15 protein-coding genes are annotated in these 16,006 nt (G+C 67.5%); 5 read left to right on the forward strand and 10 right to left on the reverse strand.

Annotation, left to right across the window (positions count from 1 at the left end):
• Positions 1-2 precede the first annotated feature (2 nt).
• Positions 3-1,412, reverse strand: coding sequence for an HlyD family type I secretion periplasmic adaptor subunit (locus WAL33_RS07030; protein WP_422179842.1), 1,410 nt, complete (start codon positions 1,410-1,412; stop codon positions 3-5).
• On the reverse strand, positions 1,409-3,568 hold the full coding sequence (locus WAL33_RS07035; protein WP_422179844.1) for a type I secretion system permease/ATPase: 2,160 nt from the start codon (positions 3,566-3,568) through the stop codon (positions 1,409-1,411). Before WAL33_RS07035 ends, WAL33_RS07030 begins: the two co-directional genes overlap by 4 nt.
• Positions 3,569-4,120: 552 nt before the next feature.
• On the opposite strand from WAL33_RS07035, the gene WAL33_RS07040 reads away from it, so the two are divergent.
• A complete protein-coding gene (locus WAL33_RS07040; RefSeq protein ID WP_422179846.1) occupies positions 4,121-5,326 on the forward strand; it encodes a BamA/TamA family outer membrane protein in 1,206 nt (401 codons plus the stop codon).
• A 5-nt stretch (positions 5,327-5,331) separates the two neighbouring features.
• Here WAL33_RS07040 and WAL33_RS07045 read toward each other — a convergent pair whose 3' ends face one another.
• Both WAL33_RS07045 and WAL33_RS07050 read right to left on the reverse strand, forming a co-directional pair.
• Entirely contained in the window at positions 5,332-5,862 is a 531-nt protein-coding gene (locus tag WAL33_RS07045) for a YSC84-related protein (protein ID WP_422179848.1), read from the reverse strand.
• Between the two features lie 174 nt (positions 5,863-6,036).
• A complete protein-coding gene (locus WAL33_RS07050) occupies positions 6,037-6,210 on the reverse strand; it encodes a hypothetical protein (RefSeq protein WP_422179849.1) in 174 nt (57 codons plus the stop codon).
• Positions 6,211-6,358: 148 nt separating this feature from the next.
• On the opposite strand from WAL33_RS07050, the gene bla reads away from it, so the two are divergent.
• Together bla and WAL33_RS07060 are read left to right on the forward strand one after the other, a co-directional pair.
• Positions 6,359-7,309: a subclass B3 metallo-beta-lactamase gene (gene bla / locus WAL33_RS07055; RefSeq protein WP_422179851.1), complete on the forward strand. Its 951-nt coding sequence runs from the start codon at positions 6,359-6,361 to the stop codon at positions 7,307-7,309.
• A gap of 10 nt (positions 7,310-7,319) precedes the next feature.
• A complete protein-coding gene (locus WAL33_RS07060; protein ID WP_422179853.1) occupies positions 7,320-8,516 on the forward strand; it encodes a carbohydrate porin in 1,197 nt (398 codons plus the stop codon).
• 3 nt (positions 8,517-8,519) lie between these two features.
• Here WAL33_RS07060 and WAL33_RS07065 read toward each other — a convergent pair whose 3' ends face one another.
• From WAL33_RS07065 to WAL33_RS07075, 3 genes are all read right to left on the reverse strand, one after another.
• Complete coding sequence (locus tag WAL33_RS07065) at positions 8,520-8,912, reverse strand: hypothetical protein (RefSeq protein WP_422179855.1); 393 nt, start codon at positions 8,910-8,912, stop codon at positions 8,520-8,522.
• A 140-nt stretch (positions 8,913-9,052) separates the two neighbouring features.
• Positions 9,053-9,862 carry a hypothetical protein gene (locus tag WAL33_RS07070; RefSeq protein WP_422179857.1) on the reverse strand — a complete coding sequence of 270 codons (810 nt, stop codon included), beginning with the start codon at positions 9,860-9,862 and terminating at the stop codon, positions 9,053-9,055.
• Between the two features lie 2 nt (positions 9,863-9,864).
• Positions 9,865-10,440, reverse strand: a complete 576-nt coding sequence (locus tag WAL33_RS07075; RefSeq protein WP_422179858.1) for a hypothetical protein — start codon at positions 10,438-10,440, stop codon at positions 9,865-9,867.
• A gap of 173 nt (positions 10,441-10,613) precedes the next feature.
• Here WAL33_RS07075 and WAL33_RS07080 point away from each other — a divergent pair, with 173 nt between their 5' ends.
• Positions 10,614-11,246: a response regulator gene (locus WAL33_RS07080; RefSeq protein ID WP_422179860.1), complete on the forward strand. Its 633-nt coding sequence runs from the start codon at positions 10,614-10,616 to the stop codon at positions 11,244-11,246.
• Positions 11,247-11,314: 68 nt separating this feature from the next.
• Here WAL33_RS07080 and WAL33_RS07085 read toward each other — a convergent pair whose 3' ends face one another.
• The gene (locus tag WAL33_RS07085) at positions 11,315-12,784 is read right to left on the reverse strand and encodes a histidine kinase (protein WP_422179862.1); all 1,470 of its coding nucleotides are present in this window, start codon (positions 12,782-12,784) and stop codon (positions 11,315-11,317) included.
• A 154-nt stretch (positions 12,785-12,938) separates the two neighbouring features.
• On the reverse strand, positions 12,939-13,163 hold the full coding sequence (locus WAL33_RS07090) for a hypothetical protein (RefSeq protein ID WP_422179864.1): 225 nt from the start codon (positions 13,161-13,163) through the stop codon (positions 12,939-12,941).
• A gap of 161 nt (positions 13,164-13,324) precedes the next feature.
• Here WAL33_RS07090 and WAL33_RS07095 point away from each other — a divergent pair, with 161 nt between their 5' ends.
• A complete protein-coding gene (locus WAL33_RS07095) occupies positions 13,325-14,242 on the forward strand; it encodes a LysR family transcriptional regulator (RefSeq protein ID WP_422179866.1) in 918 nt (305 codons plus the stop codon).
• Positions 14,243-14,434: 192 nt separating this feature from the next.
• Here the strand turns inward: WAL33_RS07095 and guaA are convergent, their stop codons facing one another.
• Positions 14,435-15,997 carry a glutamine-hydrolyzing GMP synthase gene (guaA, locus tag WAL33_RS07100; RefSeq protein ID WP_422179868.1) on the reverse strand — a complete coding sequence of 521 codons (1,563 nt, stop codon included), beginning with the start codon at positions 15,995-15,997 and terminating at the stop codon, positions 14,435-14,437.
• Positions 15,998-16,006: the final 9 nt, after the last annotated feature.

Below are 16,006 nucleotides of genomic sequence, written 5' to 3' on the forward strand. Positions count from 1 at the left end.
ACTCACCGCTCCCGCCCCCCCTCCCTAACCCGCCGCGCCAGGGGCGACAGCAGGAAGCCGATGATCCGGCGTTCGCCGGTCTTGATTTCGACGGTGGCCGAGAGGCCCGGGGCCAGGGCGAGCTTGCGCCCATTAACCATGATCCAGGGTTGAGTAAGCTTGACCAAGGCGGGAAATACAAGCCCCTCCTTCTCGTCCTCGACGGCGTCGCGGCTGATGTGTTCGATCGTGCCGTGGACCACGCCGTAGCGGGTGAACGGATAGGCCTCGAGCTTGATCTCGACGCTCTGGCCTTCGTGGACGAAGCCGGCGTCGCGGTTCTGGACGCGGGCCTCGATGATCAGCTCGCCGCCGCGCGGCACCAGCACCATCAGGGGGTCGGCCGGCTTGACCACCCCGCCCAAGGTGTGGACCTGCATCTGCTGGATCACGCCGTCCACCGGCGCGGTCAGGACGGTGAGGCCGGCCTTGTCGCTGGCCTTGGCCAGTTCCTCGCCACGCAGGCGCTGGTTGGCCTGAGCCTCGGTCAGGGCGTCGAGCACCTCGCGCGAGAACTCGCCCTGGGCCTTGGCGATCTGCTGGTCGACGCCGGCCACGGCGGCAGCGGCCTTCAGGCGCTCGTCGCGGCGGATGGCCAGGTCCTGGCGCATGCCGACGACCTGCTGCTCCAGCTCCGAGACCTTCATGCGCGGCGCATAGCCCTTGACCACCAGCTCGCGCATGCCCTTCAACCGCTCTTCGGCCAGGGGGATCTGCTGGCTGAGCTTGAGGATCTCGTTGTCGATCATCCCCAGCTCGCCCTGGCGCTGGAGGCGGTCCTGCCTGAGTCCGGCCAGGGTGGCGGCCTGCTCGCGGCGCTTGGCCTCGACGAAGGCGCGTTGGGTGGCCACCGAGGCGCGGTCGGCGCCGTCGGGGGCGTGGAACGCCGCGCCGCGTCCGTCGGCGTAGTCGACCAGAGCCGTGGCGCGGGCCGCGTCGATGTCGGCGCTGAGCAAGGCCTGGCGGGCCTGGGCGACGTCGGCGGCGGTGGCGGTGGGATCGAGGTCGACCAGGGGCTGGCCGGCCCGCACCGCCTGGCCCTCGACCACGTGCAGGGCCCGCACCACCCCGTAGTCGGCCGCCTGGATCAGCTTGACGTTGCCACGCGGGATGATCTTGCCCGGGGCGGCGGCGACCATGTCGACCTTCCCCAGGATTGACCAAGCCAGGGCCAGGACGATGAAGGCCAGCATGGCCCACAGGATGCCGCGTCCCAGCGGGTTGGGCGGGGTCTCCAGCACTTCCAGGGCGGCGGGCAGGAAGGCGGTCTCGTCGCGCGGCGTGCGGTCGCGATCGGCGATCCGTTGCAGGCGCCAGCTCTCGACAAAGACTTCCCAGTGACGGGCCCAGTCGCGCAGCGCCACGGCGATCATGTCCGCACCCCCATCTGCTTGGCGTAGAGCTGGGCGTAGCGACCGCCCTGGCGCAGCAGCGCCTCATGCGTGCCCTGCTCGGTGATCCGGCCGCGCTCGACGGTGACGATCCGGTCGGCCTGGCGCACGGCCGACAGGCGGTGGGCGATGATGATCACCGTGCGCCCGGCGGTCATGGCCTTCAGATTGCCCTGGATGATCTCCTCGCTCTCGGCGTCGAGGGCCGAGGTGGCCTCGTCGAAGATCAGCACCTTGGGCCGTCCGGCCAGGGCGCGGGCGATGGCCAGGCGCTGGCGCTGGCCGCCCGACAGGTTGCCGCCGCGCTCGTCGATCTGGGTGTCGTAGGCCTCGGGCAGCTCGAGGATGAACTCGTGCGCCCCGGCCATCTTGGCGGCCGCCACGACGGTCTCCATCGGCATGGCCGGATCGGTCAGGGCGATGTTCTCGCGGACCGTGCGGTTGAACAGGATGTTCTCCTGCAGCACCACCCCGACCTGGCGCCGCAGCCAGGCCGGATCGACCACGGCCAAGTCGACGCCGTCGACCAGCACCCGGCCGCGCTCGGGCACGTGCAGGCGCTGGATCAGCTTGGTCAGGGTCGATTTGCCCGAGCCGGACGGGCCGACGATGCCCAGCACCTCGCCGGGCTCGACCACCAGGTCAATATCGGACAGCACCTCTGGCCCGTCGACCTTGTAGCGGAAGCCGACATGTTCCAGGGCGATGCGGCCGACGATGTCGGGCAGGCTGGAGCGCGACGGCGAGGAGGCCGGCTCGGTGGGACTGTTGAGGATGTCGCCCAGCCGGGCCACCGAGATCTGGGCCTGCTGGAAATCCTGGGCCAGTTGAGCCAGGCGCAGCACCGGCCCGGCCACCTGGCCGGCCAGCATGTTGAAGGCCACCAGCTCGCCCACCGTCAGCTTGTCGCCGACGACCAGGCGCGCGCCGAAGAACAGCAACGCCACACCGCCCAGCTTGTTGATCAGCTGGATGGCCTGCGAGCCCCAGTTCGCCAGCATCCGCGCGTCGAAACTGGCCTTGATGTAGCCGGCCAGTTGGCGCTCCCAGCGGTTCTGCATCTGCGGCTCGACGGCCAAGGCCTTGAGGGTCTCCACACCCGTCACCGCCTCGACCAGGAACGACTGGTTCTCGGCCCCGCGGGCGAACTTCTCGTCGAGCTTGCGGCGCAGGGCCGGCCCGACCAGCAGGACCACCAGGGCGTAGAGCGGCAGGGTGATCAATACGATCAGCAACAGCCAAGGGCTGTAGAGCCACATCACCGCCAGGAAGATCCCCGCGAACAGTAGGTCCAACACCGCGGTCAGGGCCGAGGAAGTCAGGAATTCGCGGATGTTCTCCAGCTCGCGCACCCGGGCCACGGAGTCGCCCACCCGGCGGGCCTGGAAATAGGCCATCGGCAGTTGGGTTAGGTGCGAGAACAGCTTGGCGCCCAGCTCGGCGTCGACGCGGCTGGTGGTGTGCGAGAACAGGTAGGTGCGCAGGCCACCCATGGCGACCTCGAACAGCGACACCACCAGCAGGCCGACCGCCAGGATCTCCAGCGTCGTCAGTCCCTTGTGGACCAGCACCTTGTCGATCACCACCTGGAAGAACAGGGGAGTGATCAGGCCCAGGACCTGCAGGAACAGCGAGGCGACCAGCACGTCGCGCAGCAGGTGCCGATACTTGACCAGGGCAGGGATGAACCAGGTCACGTCAAAGGCGCGGGCAGCCCCGGCGACGTGCTCGCGGGTGGTCATCAACAGCAGCTGGCCAGTATGAACGGCGGCGAACTGGTCGATGGTCAGGGTGCGGGGACGCTGTTCGCCGGGATCGAACACCAGCACCCGGTCTGCGGCGGCCTGCAGGACGATCAGCCAGCCCTCGGTCACGCGGGCCATGGCCGGCAGCGGCTGGCGGTGCAGCAGAGCCGGCGCGGCTTGCACGACCTTGGCCCGCACCTGCAGGCGCTTGGCTAATCTTAGCAGATCGTTGGCCGACGCTTCTTCCGAGCCCAGCCCCAGATCGTGGCGGAGATGGTCAGGATCGGCAGGCTTGCCCAGAAAGCCCAGCATGGCGGCGAAACAGACTAGCGCAGACGCGCCCGTCGGCGCCTCGCCGGCCCCGCCCATGGACAGGTCGCCGTCAGCGCCCACGTCCGCCCTGAACCTGACGGCCAGCCCCTCCGTTCACATCCGTGCGCATTGCTCGAAACGAGCAGCGACGCCGCACCCCATACACTGTCACGAACACCCCCGAACCTTCGCTAACCATGTTGCAGGAGCAATTAGGCGTTGCAATCGCAATCTTTGAGAGATCAATGAAAGGTTGAAGATCCACCGCTATTGCGGCTGGCGCCTGACACGCGTCGGAAAGCGACTTATTGCTCGACTTCGCCGAATCTATTCGCTCGCCACTAACGAGACATCCATCCCTCTGACCGGGAGGTTGTCGCGATCGGCGTTGCGGAATCTGAACGCCGCATGCCACGTCAGGCCAACCCAACTTACTTCCATCCGTTCCTACGCCACAGCACTCCCCTCCTCTTTGCGCTCTGGCAGGCATCTTAGGGCCTGTTCACATGCCCTCCTGTCCGGAGGTCCACATGCGTACCATCTCGATCATCAGCCAGAAGGGCGGGTACCCGGATCGAGAGCAGCTCGAAAGCCGCGGGCGTCACATCCAGGATTTGACGGCCGAGTTCCTGAATGCGCCATCAGGCGTCCCTCGATCGGCTGACCTGTTTTTTGGGGGGGGGCGGGTTTCACCCGATTGTCCACATTCCTCCCTCGCCGAACCCTCTTGGCATGCACACCCCGGCTGGACGACACCTTCGTACCCTCCCCGCGATCATCGCCGCTCTTGCGGTGACTGGCGCCGCGCACGCCCAGGAAAAGCAGCCGAAGGAGGCGGGCCGCGCCTTCAGCTTCGTGGTGTTGCCGATCCCGATCTCAAGCCCGGCGGCGGGGAACGGGTTGGCGGTCGCAGCGGTGGCGCTCTACCGTGTCGAGGGCGCCGAGCGTCCTTGGGCGACGGGGCTCGGGGCGCTGAAGACAGACACGTCGAGTTGGGCGCTCGCGGCGGGGCAGAAGGCGTACTTGGCCGACGACCGCTTCCGGCTCACCGCGGCGGCGGCGGTGGGCGAGTTCCACATCGACTACTACGGCATCGGCCAGGGTTCCGGCGACCGCGACCGCTCCATCCCGATCACCGAGAAAGGCCAGGGCGGCGTGGTCTCGGGACTTTGGCGCACGGCGCCGAACCTCTATCTCGGGCTCGAGTACCGGTTGATCGACCTTAGGACGAGCCTGGACCTGAGCCAGCTTCCGTTCCCGGACCTGGCAATTCCGCAGATCGAGCTGCGCAGCCGTAGCTCTTTGCTAGGCCTGGCCGGCGAGTACGACACGCGCGACAACGAGTATCAGCCGCAGCGCGGGGTCTATGCGACCGGGAAGTGGATGTGGGCCCATAGAAGGCTCGGCGGCGACTTCAACTACACGCGGGTCGAGTTTGGCGGGAACGCCTACCTGCCGGCCGGCAAGAGCGGCGTATTCGCGGTCCGCAGCGCCGTCTGCTCGGCTTCCCAACGGGCTCCGTTCTACGATATCTGCAGCTTTGGCAGTGGCGCCGACCTGCGCGGATACGTAGCCGGCCGCTACCTGGACCGAGCGCTCTACGCGGTCCAGGCCGAATATCGCCGCCCGTTATTCTGGCGGCTGGGGGGTGTAGCTTTCGCTGGCGTGGGCGGGGTGGCGCCCAGCTTCGGCAAGCTGAGCCTCGACAACGCACTCCCGGCCGCCGGTGTTGGCCTGCGGTTCCAGGCCTCGAAGAAGTACAAGGTCAACGCCGGCATCGACTATGCGCGGGGCAAGGACTCCGGGGCCGTCTACTTCCGCATCGGCGAAGCATTCTGAGCGGCTCAGGCAGCGGGCTCGATCCGGCTGATCCTGGAGCCTTCCAGCCCCAGGCCGGCCATCAGGCCCTTCTGACCGAAAGGCACGGCGTAGACGTCTTGCTTCAGGGTGGTGGTGTTGGTCGCGCGCGCCCTACCCTTGTCCAACACGACGATGCTCGGGCCGCTGCCGATCGCCCAGCCGTTGCTCTTGTCCAGGTAGTCCAACGCGGACTGGGTGATGAAGAACAGGGCGAAGCTGAAGGTCTGCGCGCCGACCTGCAGCCCGTAGGATGCGGCCGCAATGCGGTAGTAGCCCTCGGTGCGGCCACCGGCGCGCAGCACGCCGTCGCCACCCTGTCCGCCCACCACGAGACCGGCCTTGACGATCTTCGGGAAGATCAGCACCGCCCGGGCGCGATCGCCGAGCTCCTTGGCCTTGGGGCTCGTCGCGTAGAGTCGCGCAAGGGCTTCGTCCGCTTCGCGGTCGAGCTCGGCGACGGTCGCGGCTTGCACGGCGGATCCGGCCGAGGCGACACCAGCAACCAGCCAGAGCATGACGGTGCGACGGTCAGGACAGGGGCAGCTAATTGAACGGTGTAGGGACATCGGGGGGCTCCATCGGCGGTCTTGGTCGTATCTCGGCTTCGGAGCCGCCGCTGCGCCATCCGGTGAAACCCGTGGCTCTGAATCCCGGCGGACCAACGGCGGGACGCCGGCTCATGCGTAGCCTCAGACCACGGCGGCGGGTCGCGTGACGCGCAGGAGGCCCAGGCGGAACGGCAGCGCGCCCAGGACGGCGCCGGCCAGAGGGGTCACGATGAAGAGCCAGAGCTGTCCGAACCCGGTGGTCGTGGTCTCGATCGAGATGTTGCCGATGTTGACCCGCGTGCGGCGACCCTCCACCGCGTCGCGCCGTCCGGCTGATCCGGGCCCCAGGCGAGGGTTTCGCCCGATGGCGCGGCCCTGCCCAACTCGAATGATCAAGGGCGAGCGGGAGCGCCCGCCCGGGCGGGCCCTGCTGGGAGGACATGCGGTGTCTGGAAGCGAACCTATGTGGAAGCATACGCTGGCGGCTGGCGTCGCCATCATGGTGCTGGCGGCAATGGGGCCGGCGCACGGACAGCGCCTGCCGCCGGGCGTGACGCCCGAGCGCCTGGCCACCGACAACAAGCTTTTCCTGAGCCTGGCGATCAAGGGGCTGCACTGGGAGGAGCCGGCCGAGCCGGTGAAGATCGCTGGCCCCCTCTACTTCGTCGGGACCCGCGGGCTGGGCGCATTCATCTTCGCCACGTCCGATGGCCTCGTCCTGATGAACACGGGCATGCCATCGTCTGGCCCTATGATTGCGGCGTCGATCCGCAAGCTGGGCTTCAAGCCGGAAGACATCCGGCTGATGATCAACGGCCATGCCCACATAGACCACGCCGGCGCCTTCGCCTACTTCAAGACCCTCTCCCCCAGGGCCGAACTCGCGGTCATGCGCGAGGACGTCGCGGCGATGGAGAGCGGCGACAAGGGCGACTTCAAGTACGCCGACGACTTCGTCTACGCGCCGGCGAAGGTGGACCGCATGCTGCGCGACGGCGAGCGCATCCAGCTGGGAGATGTGACCCTCACCGCCCTGCTTACGCCAGGCCACACCCGCGGCGCCACCACCTGGATCGCCGAGATCGTCGACGACGGACGGCCGCTGACCGTCGTGTTCCCGGATGGCGCCGGCTTCAATCCGGGATACCGCATCACGAAGGATCCATCCTACCCCGGCATCGAAGCCGATTACCGACGAACGCATCACACACTGGAGATGCTGAAGCCGGACATCTGGCTGGCCCAGCACAACGAGTACTACGATTTAGAGGGTAAGCGCGCGCGGGCGCGGACGGATGGCGTCAGGGCCTGGATCGATCCGGAAGGGTACCGCCGCTGGGTGGCGAGCAAGAACCTCGCGTTCGAGACCCTGGTCGCTCGAGAATCGGGGGCTCAAGCGCCCGACGGCGAGTGAGGAGCCGGCCATGCTCCCTCGGTATCCAGCTGTCGGATCCGCTTCCGCGGCGCTGGTCCTGGTGTCGGCTGTCTCGCTTCCCGCCGCAGCGCAGGAGACGGACCGGCTTAAGGCAAATGCCTCATGGACGCAGTTCGCCGGCGGGCTCGTCGGTGGTGACGGCGATCAGGACGGTCGCTATGGCGGGTACGTGGCGGCCGAGTTCGAGATAGACGGCGGCGCGGTCGGCCTCTGGGAAGGCGCCTCCATCAATGTCTACCCAGAGTACATCTACGGTCGGAACGTCAACGGCAGCGCCTCCGGTCCCGTCTTCCCCGTCAATGTCGGCCTGGCCTACCCCAGCAAAGACCGTGATGACTTCGACGTGTCGCTGTTCGTGCAGCAGCGGATTGGTCGCGCCACCGTGCAGTTCGGCAAGATCAACAGCATGCGCCGCGGGCGCGCGACGCCGATGATCAGCGGCGGCGGCCTTGAAGGCTTCCAGCACACGGTGCTGGCCTCTCCGCCCTCCATCATAGGCCAGCCGGTCCGCTTTGGCGTGATGGCCACCATCCCGCTGGATGGGCCCACGTTGAGCCTTGGCGTTTGGGACCCGGAGTCGACCATCAACAAGACCGGCTTCGAGCATCCCTTCGAGACGGGCGTAGCCGGCTATGCCCAGTTGGCCTTCCCGGTGACGCTCGGCGGACGAAGCGGCAGCCAGAAGATCGCCGTCTACGGCAGCACGAAGCGCGGCTTAGACCTGCAGGACGTACCCGAGGTGATCCTGCCGCCGGAGAGCGAAACGGTCCTGGGGCAGAAGAAGGGCCAATGGCATGTCCAGTACAGCTTCCACCAGCATCTGCACGAGGCGTCCGCGCCCGGGGGGCGGGGATGGGGGGTGTTCGGACGCCTGGGTGTGTGGGACGGCAATCCCACGCCGTTCCGATGGCAGGCGGCGCTGGGGGTAAGCGGAGAAGCGCCCTTCGCCTCACGACCGCAGGACCGGTTCGGCGTCGGCGTGTTCCGCACCCAGCTCAGCGCAACGTTGCGTCAGGGACTGGCCCCCATCGTCGTGCTGGATGACGAAACCGGCGCTGAGATCTTCTATACCCTGGCCGTCGGCGGACCACTGCGCTTGACGGCCAGCGCGGAATGGGTCGATCCGGCGATCGCCGCGCGAGGCGAACTTGTCTACATCGGCCTCAGAGCCAAGCTTGAGTTCTAGGCTTCAGCGCTCCCCCCAAAGTTCGATCCTGGCCTGGCCCCGCGCGTTACCCGGGCGTCTATAGGTGAGCTCGACGCGCCGGATGAACCGGTCCCGGCCCCGCAGATCGATGCGGCGCGACCAGCCGCCCTGCTCGATGCGGAAGCGCAGCGGGATATGGTCGGGCGCGCCGTTGCTGTAGATCACGTCGAGGTCATAGACGTAGATCGCGTTGCCTTTGACCAGCAGGCGAATATGGTCGAAAGCCGCTCGCGCTGCTGTCACGACGATCACGTCGTGGTCCAGGTTCCACCGGACTGTCCGGGCGCCCAAGAACACCCGGCGGTCCTGAGTGGCCCCCGCGCCGGCGGAGAGCAGCCAGCCTGCGCCGCAAAGCACAAAGGTACGACGATACATGGTGTCTTCTCCCTCGGTGCGGCCGACAGGGGGGGCAATCGGCGCCACGTGAAGTGGGTGAACGCGCTGCCGCCCGGCCGCACCAGCAGCCTCGCCCGAACCTCACCCGACAACCATCGGGTGAAGGCCCCAGGCGAGCCTCATCTGAGAGGCGGCGCGAATGACGCCTTCAAGGTCTCCATGGCCTGCTGGGACTCGATGACGCCGCCCATCTTCGGCTCATCGATATCGATTACGAGGACAAGGGAGAGCACCGTCAGCCCGATAAGCGTGGCGCCGGCCAAGCGCGCGCCGGGCCCCGCCAGCAGACGTCCGAGCAGAGCAGCCGTGGCCAGAAAGTAGGCCAGCAGCACCAGGAACACCTCCCCCGGCACGCGTGCGAGCCGCGCGGTTCGGCGCGCAGCTTCCAAGTTCAGCACTTCGTTCACAGCGTCGAGGAAGGGGACGGCGAACGGCGTGGAGCGCACACTGGGAAACGCCGCTTCGGTCGCTTGCCACAGCTCAGCGGCGAGACGATCGTTGACCGCGAGCGCGGTCCGGACCTCGCCAGGCCGAGCAGTGGCCAGCCGAATCCGCGCCTCGACGTAATCCTCCAACAGTTGCGCCATGACGGTGCGATGCGGCTCATCCAGGAGGCGGGCGCGAAGGTGCGCCGTACCGATCGCGTTAGCCTCATCCAACACCAGGGCGCGGCGGGTCTGGTAGCCGTCCACGGCAAGGAAGAAGGTGAAGCCCAGCAACAGGGCTAGCAGCCCAAGGATGGCCGCAACGACATAGGCTTCCTGGGTCTGCTGGTGGTTCGCCTCGACAGGGTCCGGCTGCGCCTGCGGGCGAGGTGGCCGGCGCATGGCGACCCCACCTAGCCAAGCGCCCGCGGCGGCGCAGAGCAGCAGCAGGGCGAGAAGCCATGGCGGCCAGGTGGCGACCTGATCCAACAGCCGCGCGGCCATGCTTACCAACGAAGGGTGACGCCGGAGCGTCGGGCGATCCGGCGGGTGAGTTCGAAGGAGGCCGCAGCGATGGCGCGAGTGTTGGGGTCCGCCCCTGGAGCGGCGCCGTTTCTCGGCGCCAGATCGCCCTCCACACGATTTAGCGCCACGTAAAGCCGGTCGACGGCCGCACGATCCTCAGGCTCCGTCAGCAGCGCGTCCATCTGCAGCGCTTTCCAGCGAAGCATCGCAATGGTGACGACGGCGGCCCGCTCTTCGGCCTGGCAGGATTGCGGCGCCCGCTGGCGGCAGGCTCGCAGATCGGCCACCTCGGAGATCAACTCCCCTGTTGCGGCGTCGAGGTTGGCGAGGAACTCGATAACGAACGTCGCTTTCAACTTCTGCTGTTCGAACGCGTGCCCGACAATGGGCGCCAGGACTATGGTGGCGACAACGGTGCCCAGCACGGTCGCCACATGCAGCCACAGCGGCACCTTGTCCTGGAACAGCCCTCGCCACACCCAGCGCGCGATCTGCCGCAGTCGTTCCGGCGCGGTCGGTCCGCGCGTTTCGGCGACCTCATGCGCCGCTCCACCCATGCTAGCCTCCAGATCCGAGAACCCGGAGTATGGAGCCGGGGCGGACGCGCCGCCCTCCGGTCAAACCCTTAGCTTCGGGCCATGGCGCTGCTCGCGGCTCAGGAATGCGGGTTAGGCCCGATGGGAACAGGCGGCGCTAGCCCTATACTGAACGACAAAGCCGAGAGGCCGGCATGCTTCGTATCCTCATCGCCGACGATCATGAGATGGTCCGTAAGGGCATCCGCGAGCTAATCCAGGATCATCCGGGCTGGGATGTGTGCGGCGAAGCTGGCGACGGGCTCACTGCGCTGGAGCTGGCGCTCAAGGAGCGTCCCGACATCGCCATCCTGGATATCTCGCTTCCGCTGCTGAACGGCGTCGCGGCTACGCGGCGCCTGGTGCATGAGTGTCCACGTACGCGCGTGCTACTCTACACGATGCTCGACGACGAGGAGAGCGTCACCAACGGCTTGGCGGCCGGCGCGCGGGGCTACGTGCTGAAGACCGACAGCGCCGAGCATCTGACCTCGGCGATCTCGGCGCTGGGCGCCAACCGACCCTTCTTCTCGTCCCTCGTCTCAGAGATCCTGCTCGAGACGGTCAACCACCGCAAACGCAGCCGCCTGGACAGCTTCACAGACCGCGAGTTGCAGGTCGCGCAACTGATCGCCGAGGGCAACTCGAACAAGGCGACGGCCCGCACCCTCGGCATAAGCATCAAGACCGTCGAGAGCCATCGCGCCTCGGCCATGCGCAAGGCGGGCGTGCACACCGCGCCCGAGCTGGTGCGCTTCGCCATCAAGCACAAGCTGATCCAGGCCTGACTGGGAGTTCACCCGATAGGCCGCGCCCCAGCGGCGGCACAGTATCGAGATGTCCGCGATCTTTCCCCCTATGCGGATCTCGGGCCATTACGCCCCGTGCGGGGCGCGGCGGCGGGCGACCGCTCATCTTGTCCTCGCACACTTGTCGGCGGACGAGCGGTCGCCGGCTTCTGCGCCGGCCAGCGCGCCACCAAGGCCGCGCCCGCGCAGCCGCTGCGAATCTGCAACTGGCCCCCGAGTTGGCGGATGCGCGAGTGCATGGCGTGCAGGCCCTCCCCGAGGCGCCGCCGGCCTGCTGGAAAGCCGCGACCGTCGTCTCGCACCTCGCACTGAACGACGCCCCGAGCGACGCCCGCCCGGATGCAGACATGCGCCGCCCCCGAGTGGCGGTGGATGTTGACCAGCGCCTCCTGCACCATGCGGAACAGGGCGCGCTGGCCGTCTTGGGACAGCGCGCGCGGCGGCAACCGGACGTCCACCTCCATCTCAATTCGAGCGCGCCGTGCGAAACCCTCGGCCAGAGCCCGCACCGCCGCGCCGATCGGCTCGCCGCCGGAGCTGGGTGGATGGATCAAGAACGAGAGGGTGCGCACGTCGCGCTGGGCATCGGCGATGCTGGCGGCGAGTTCGTCCAACACGCTTGCGGCCTCACGCCCGTCCGCGACCAACGAGCGGAGACGCGACACGGCCAGGCCGATCGCAACCAGTTGTTGGCCGGTGGAGTCATGCAGTTCCATGGCGATGCGCCGCCGTTCGGCCTCGCGGGCGGCGATTATGCGCTCCGTGGCGCGCTTGGCCTGCGCCCGGGCCTGGGCCAGTTCCGTGACGTCCTGCAGCAGCAACAGCCATGCATCGCCGTTGCGGTGGCGGAAGGGAACAAGCCGAACATCCAAGCGCCGTCCCTGACCGCCCGCGCAACTGCCTTCGAATTCGCGCGCCCCAGCGTGCAGCGCGCGGCGGGCCCGGCGGAAGAGGCGGCTCAGACCAGGGACGACTCCGCCCTCCGCGCCCAGGAGGTCGGCGCCCGGAGTGGCGGTCGGGGCGATGCCAATACTCGCAAAGTCATGCCAGGCGGCGTTGGCGTCCAACAGGCGACCATCCCGGTCCAAGATCGTCATCGGCCAACTCAGCACGTCGAACGCTGGTGCAAGGACTGATGGCCGGCGTAAGGGTCGCGGACGACCGCCACTCGGCTGAAAGATCAGGTCGGCTCCGCCGGCCCGGGCCTGCACGAGCACCTCGATCGAGGCGCCCGGTCGGAAAGACGATGGGAAAGTGGCACGGCTCGCTTCGCCGAAGTCGAACGCCTGCTGCACGGCGTAGGAAACCCGCCGCGGCAGTCCGGCCTCGCGGATATCGCGCCCAAGGGTCACGGTTTCGTCGAGGCCCAGCCAGATCTGGGCGGCGCGGCTGATCCCGGTCACCAGCCAGAGCCGGTCGATTCCGATGACGCAGTCGGGCGCATCGGCGAAGGGCTGGGGGTCCGGCCACGGATCGCCGGCGGACAGTGCAACGTCTTCAGGCAGGACCTGCTGCACGTTCGGCGCCTCTCTGCGTCAAAGTAACAAGACTACGGCGAAGATTTAACTGGAAGTTGTGCCTACTCGCGCGAAAGACACTCGCCAATGCACGCGACGGCCGACGCTTTCCGAGGACGCTGGCATAAGCAATCAGGTGATCACCTGAAGGGCGTCAACCCAGGGGCGTTTCCTGCGAGCCTTCCACGGCGATGACCAAGTCCAGCACCGCTTGCGCCAACGTGCTTGCGCGGTTGGCCGTGAACGCGGCCTCATGGCGGTCCAGCGTGCGCGTGCGAGCGGCCCGAACGAGGCGTTCCGCGCTCACGGGCAAGCCTTCCGCGGCCTGGGCGATCCGACGAGCGTGTCCGAGCCAGTCGATCGGAACGCGGGCCCTCATCGGCTCTCTCCTGACTGCGCTGTCCTGCGTCGTTCCGCCGGCCCCATCCTCTCGCTCCCTATCTGGCGCGGCGGAGGTAACACTGGCGCCCGAGAGGTGGGTCACGAAATTCTTTCGCCACAGGGATAGCCAACGACTATTATCCCGCCGGAGACGCCACAATGTTCTCGCCCCTCGACCTAAGGCATCTGGAACAGATCGCCGCCATCCGGCGGGCCGGAGGGTTCAACGGCGCGGCGCGCGCCCTCGGCATCTCGCAGCCGACGCTGAGCAAGAGCATCGCCCGCCTGGAGGCGCGCCTTGGCATGAAGCTGTTCGAACGCGGCGCAAGGGGCGCGACGCCTACGGCCTACGCTAACTATCTCGGCGAGCGCGCGGAGGCGCTGCTGCAGAGCGCGGCTCAGCTGCTACGAGAGGCGCAGCAGATGGTCGACGGCGACTCTGGGCAAGTCCGGATCGGCGTCGGGCCCGTGGCGCGTCTCGCCCTCCTGCCGCAGTTGGTCAGCCTCGCTGCTGCGCGATTTCCGCGATTGCAGCTTTCTACCTTGCAGAGCAGTCCCCTGACATTGCTGGCGCGGCTGCTGAACGGTGAGTCCGACGTGATCTTCGTGCACCATGAGTACGCGGAAAGTCATGGCGACCTGATCCGCGCCAAGATCCTCACGGACGACATCATCGTCGTGGCGCGGGCCGGTCATCCTGCAGGCGATCGCGGCCCCCTCGCACCTCGCGACCTCCTGGGTTACGCTGCGGCAACGCCGACCGTGACGCCGGCGATCCGGGCCTGGCTGGGCGCAGCCTCGCCGGACACCGATGGCCATGCCGCTGCGTTGTTCTCGGATGACTACAGCGTGATCGCGCAGCGGTTGCTCGATTCCGATTTGATCGCCTTCGCGCCTCGGTTCGCCGTGGCCCGGGAACTCGCCGAGGGCGCCTTCATCGAGCTGCCGATCACGCGACCCGCGCCGGCCTACGAATGTTGGATGCTCACCACCCCGGAACTCTGGCGCTCACCCGTCATCCGAGCGCTTGCCGACGCCGCACGTGAGGCGAGTGAGGCCCCGCGCGGTACGCGATGACGGCCAAGGCGATCGAGTTGGTAGCGCCCCTGCCCATCTGTCCAGATTGCCGGCGCGGGATTCGGATTGTGCGCCCTCTTCCCATCAGACCCTGCTCGGCATCGCGGCAGGCTCTCGCAACCTGGCGCAGACGCGCCCCCATTACTCATCAATTAAACTCAATAAGTATTTGATTTTATTATATTTTATCCCTTATTCCCACTCGATGGTGCCGGGGGGCTTGGAAGTCACGTCATAGACCACGCGGTTGACGCCGCGGACCTCGTTGATGATCCGGGTGGCGGTCTTGCCCAGCACGTCCCAGGGGAATTCGAAGAAGTCGGCGGTCATGCCGTCGGTCGAGGTCACCGCGCGCAAGGCCAGGACGTTCTCGTAGGTGCGGGCGTCGCCCATCACCCCGACCGTCTTGACGGGAAGCAGCACGGCGAAGGCCTGCCAGATCTTGTCGTAGAGGCCGGCATTGCGGATCTCTTCCAGATAGATGGCGTCGGCGTCTTGCAGCACCTTGACCTTCTCGGGCGTGATGTCGCCGGGGATGCGGATGGCCAGGCCCGGGCCGGGGAACGGGTGGCGGCCGACGAAGGCCGGGGCCAGGCCCAGCTCGACGCCCAGGGCGCGGACCTCGTCCTTGAACAGCTCGCGCAGCGGCTCGACCAGTTTCAGCTTCATGAAGTCCGGCAGCCCGCCGACATTGTGGTGGCTCTTGATCACCGCCGAGGGGCCGCCGCGGGCCGAGACGCTCTCGACCACGTCGGGATACAGCGTGCCCTGGGCCAGGAAGTCGGCGCCGTCGATCTTGGCGGCCTCGCGGTCGAAGATGTCGATGAACTTGCCGCCGATGATCTTGCGCTTGGTCTCCGGATCGCTGACCTCGGCCAGGGCCCCGAGGAACTCGGCGCCGGCGTCCACGTGGATCAGTGGAATGTTGTAGTGGTCGCGGAACAGGGTCACGACCTGATCGGCCTCGTTCTTGCGCAGCAGGCCGGTGTCGACGAACACGCAGGTCAGCTGGGCGCCGATCGCCTCGTGGATCAGGACGGCCGCCACCGAGCTGTCGACGCCGCCGGACAGGCCGCAGATCACCTTGCCGTCGCCGACCTGGTCGCGAATCTTCTGGACCATCTCCTGGCGGAACGCCGCCATGGTCCAGTCGCCGGTCAGGCCGGCGATGTTGAACAGGAAGTTCTTGTAGATCTTCGAGCCGTTGACCGTGTGCACGACCTCGGGGTGGAACTGCACGCCGTAAATCTTGCGGACGTCATTGGCGATGGCGGCGAACGGCGCGCCGGTCGAGGTGGCGATCACCTCGAAGCCGTCAGGGATGGCGGTGACGCGGTCACCGTGGCTCATCCAGACCGTTTCCAGCCCGCCGATGTCGGCCAGACCCTGGAACAGCGGGCTCTGCTTGCCGATGGTCAGTTCGGCGCGGCCGAACTCGCCCGCGTGGCCGCCCTCGACCTTGCCGCCCAGCACGTCGCACAGCAGTTGCTCGCCGTAGCAGACGCAGAGCATCGGCACGCCCAGCTCGAACAGCTTGGTCCCGATGCGGGGACTGTCGGCCTCCAGCACGCTGGCCGGGCCGCCCGACAGGATGATGGCGCTGGGGGCGTAGGCGTCGACCATGGCCTCGGCCTTGTCGAACGGATGGATCTCGCAATAGACGCCGGCCTCGCGCACCCGGCGGGCGATCAGCTGGGTCACCTGGCTCCCGAAATCGACGATCAGAACGCGCTGGTGATGGGTTTCGGCAGTCATGGGCAGAGG

This window comes from Caulobacter sp., from assembly GCF_049283275.1.
GTDB lineage: Bacteria > Pseudomonadota > Alphaproteobacteria > Caulobacterales > Caulobacteraceae > Caulobacter.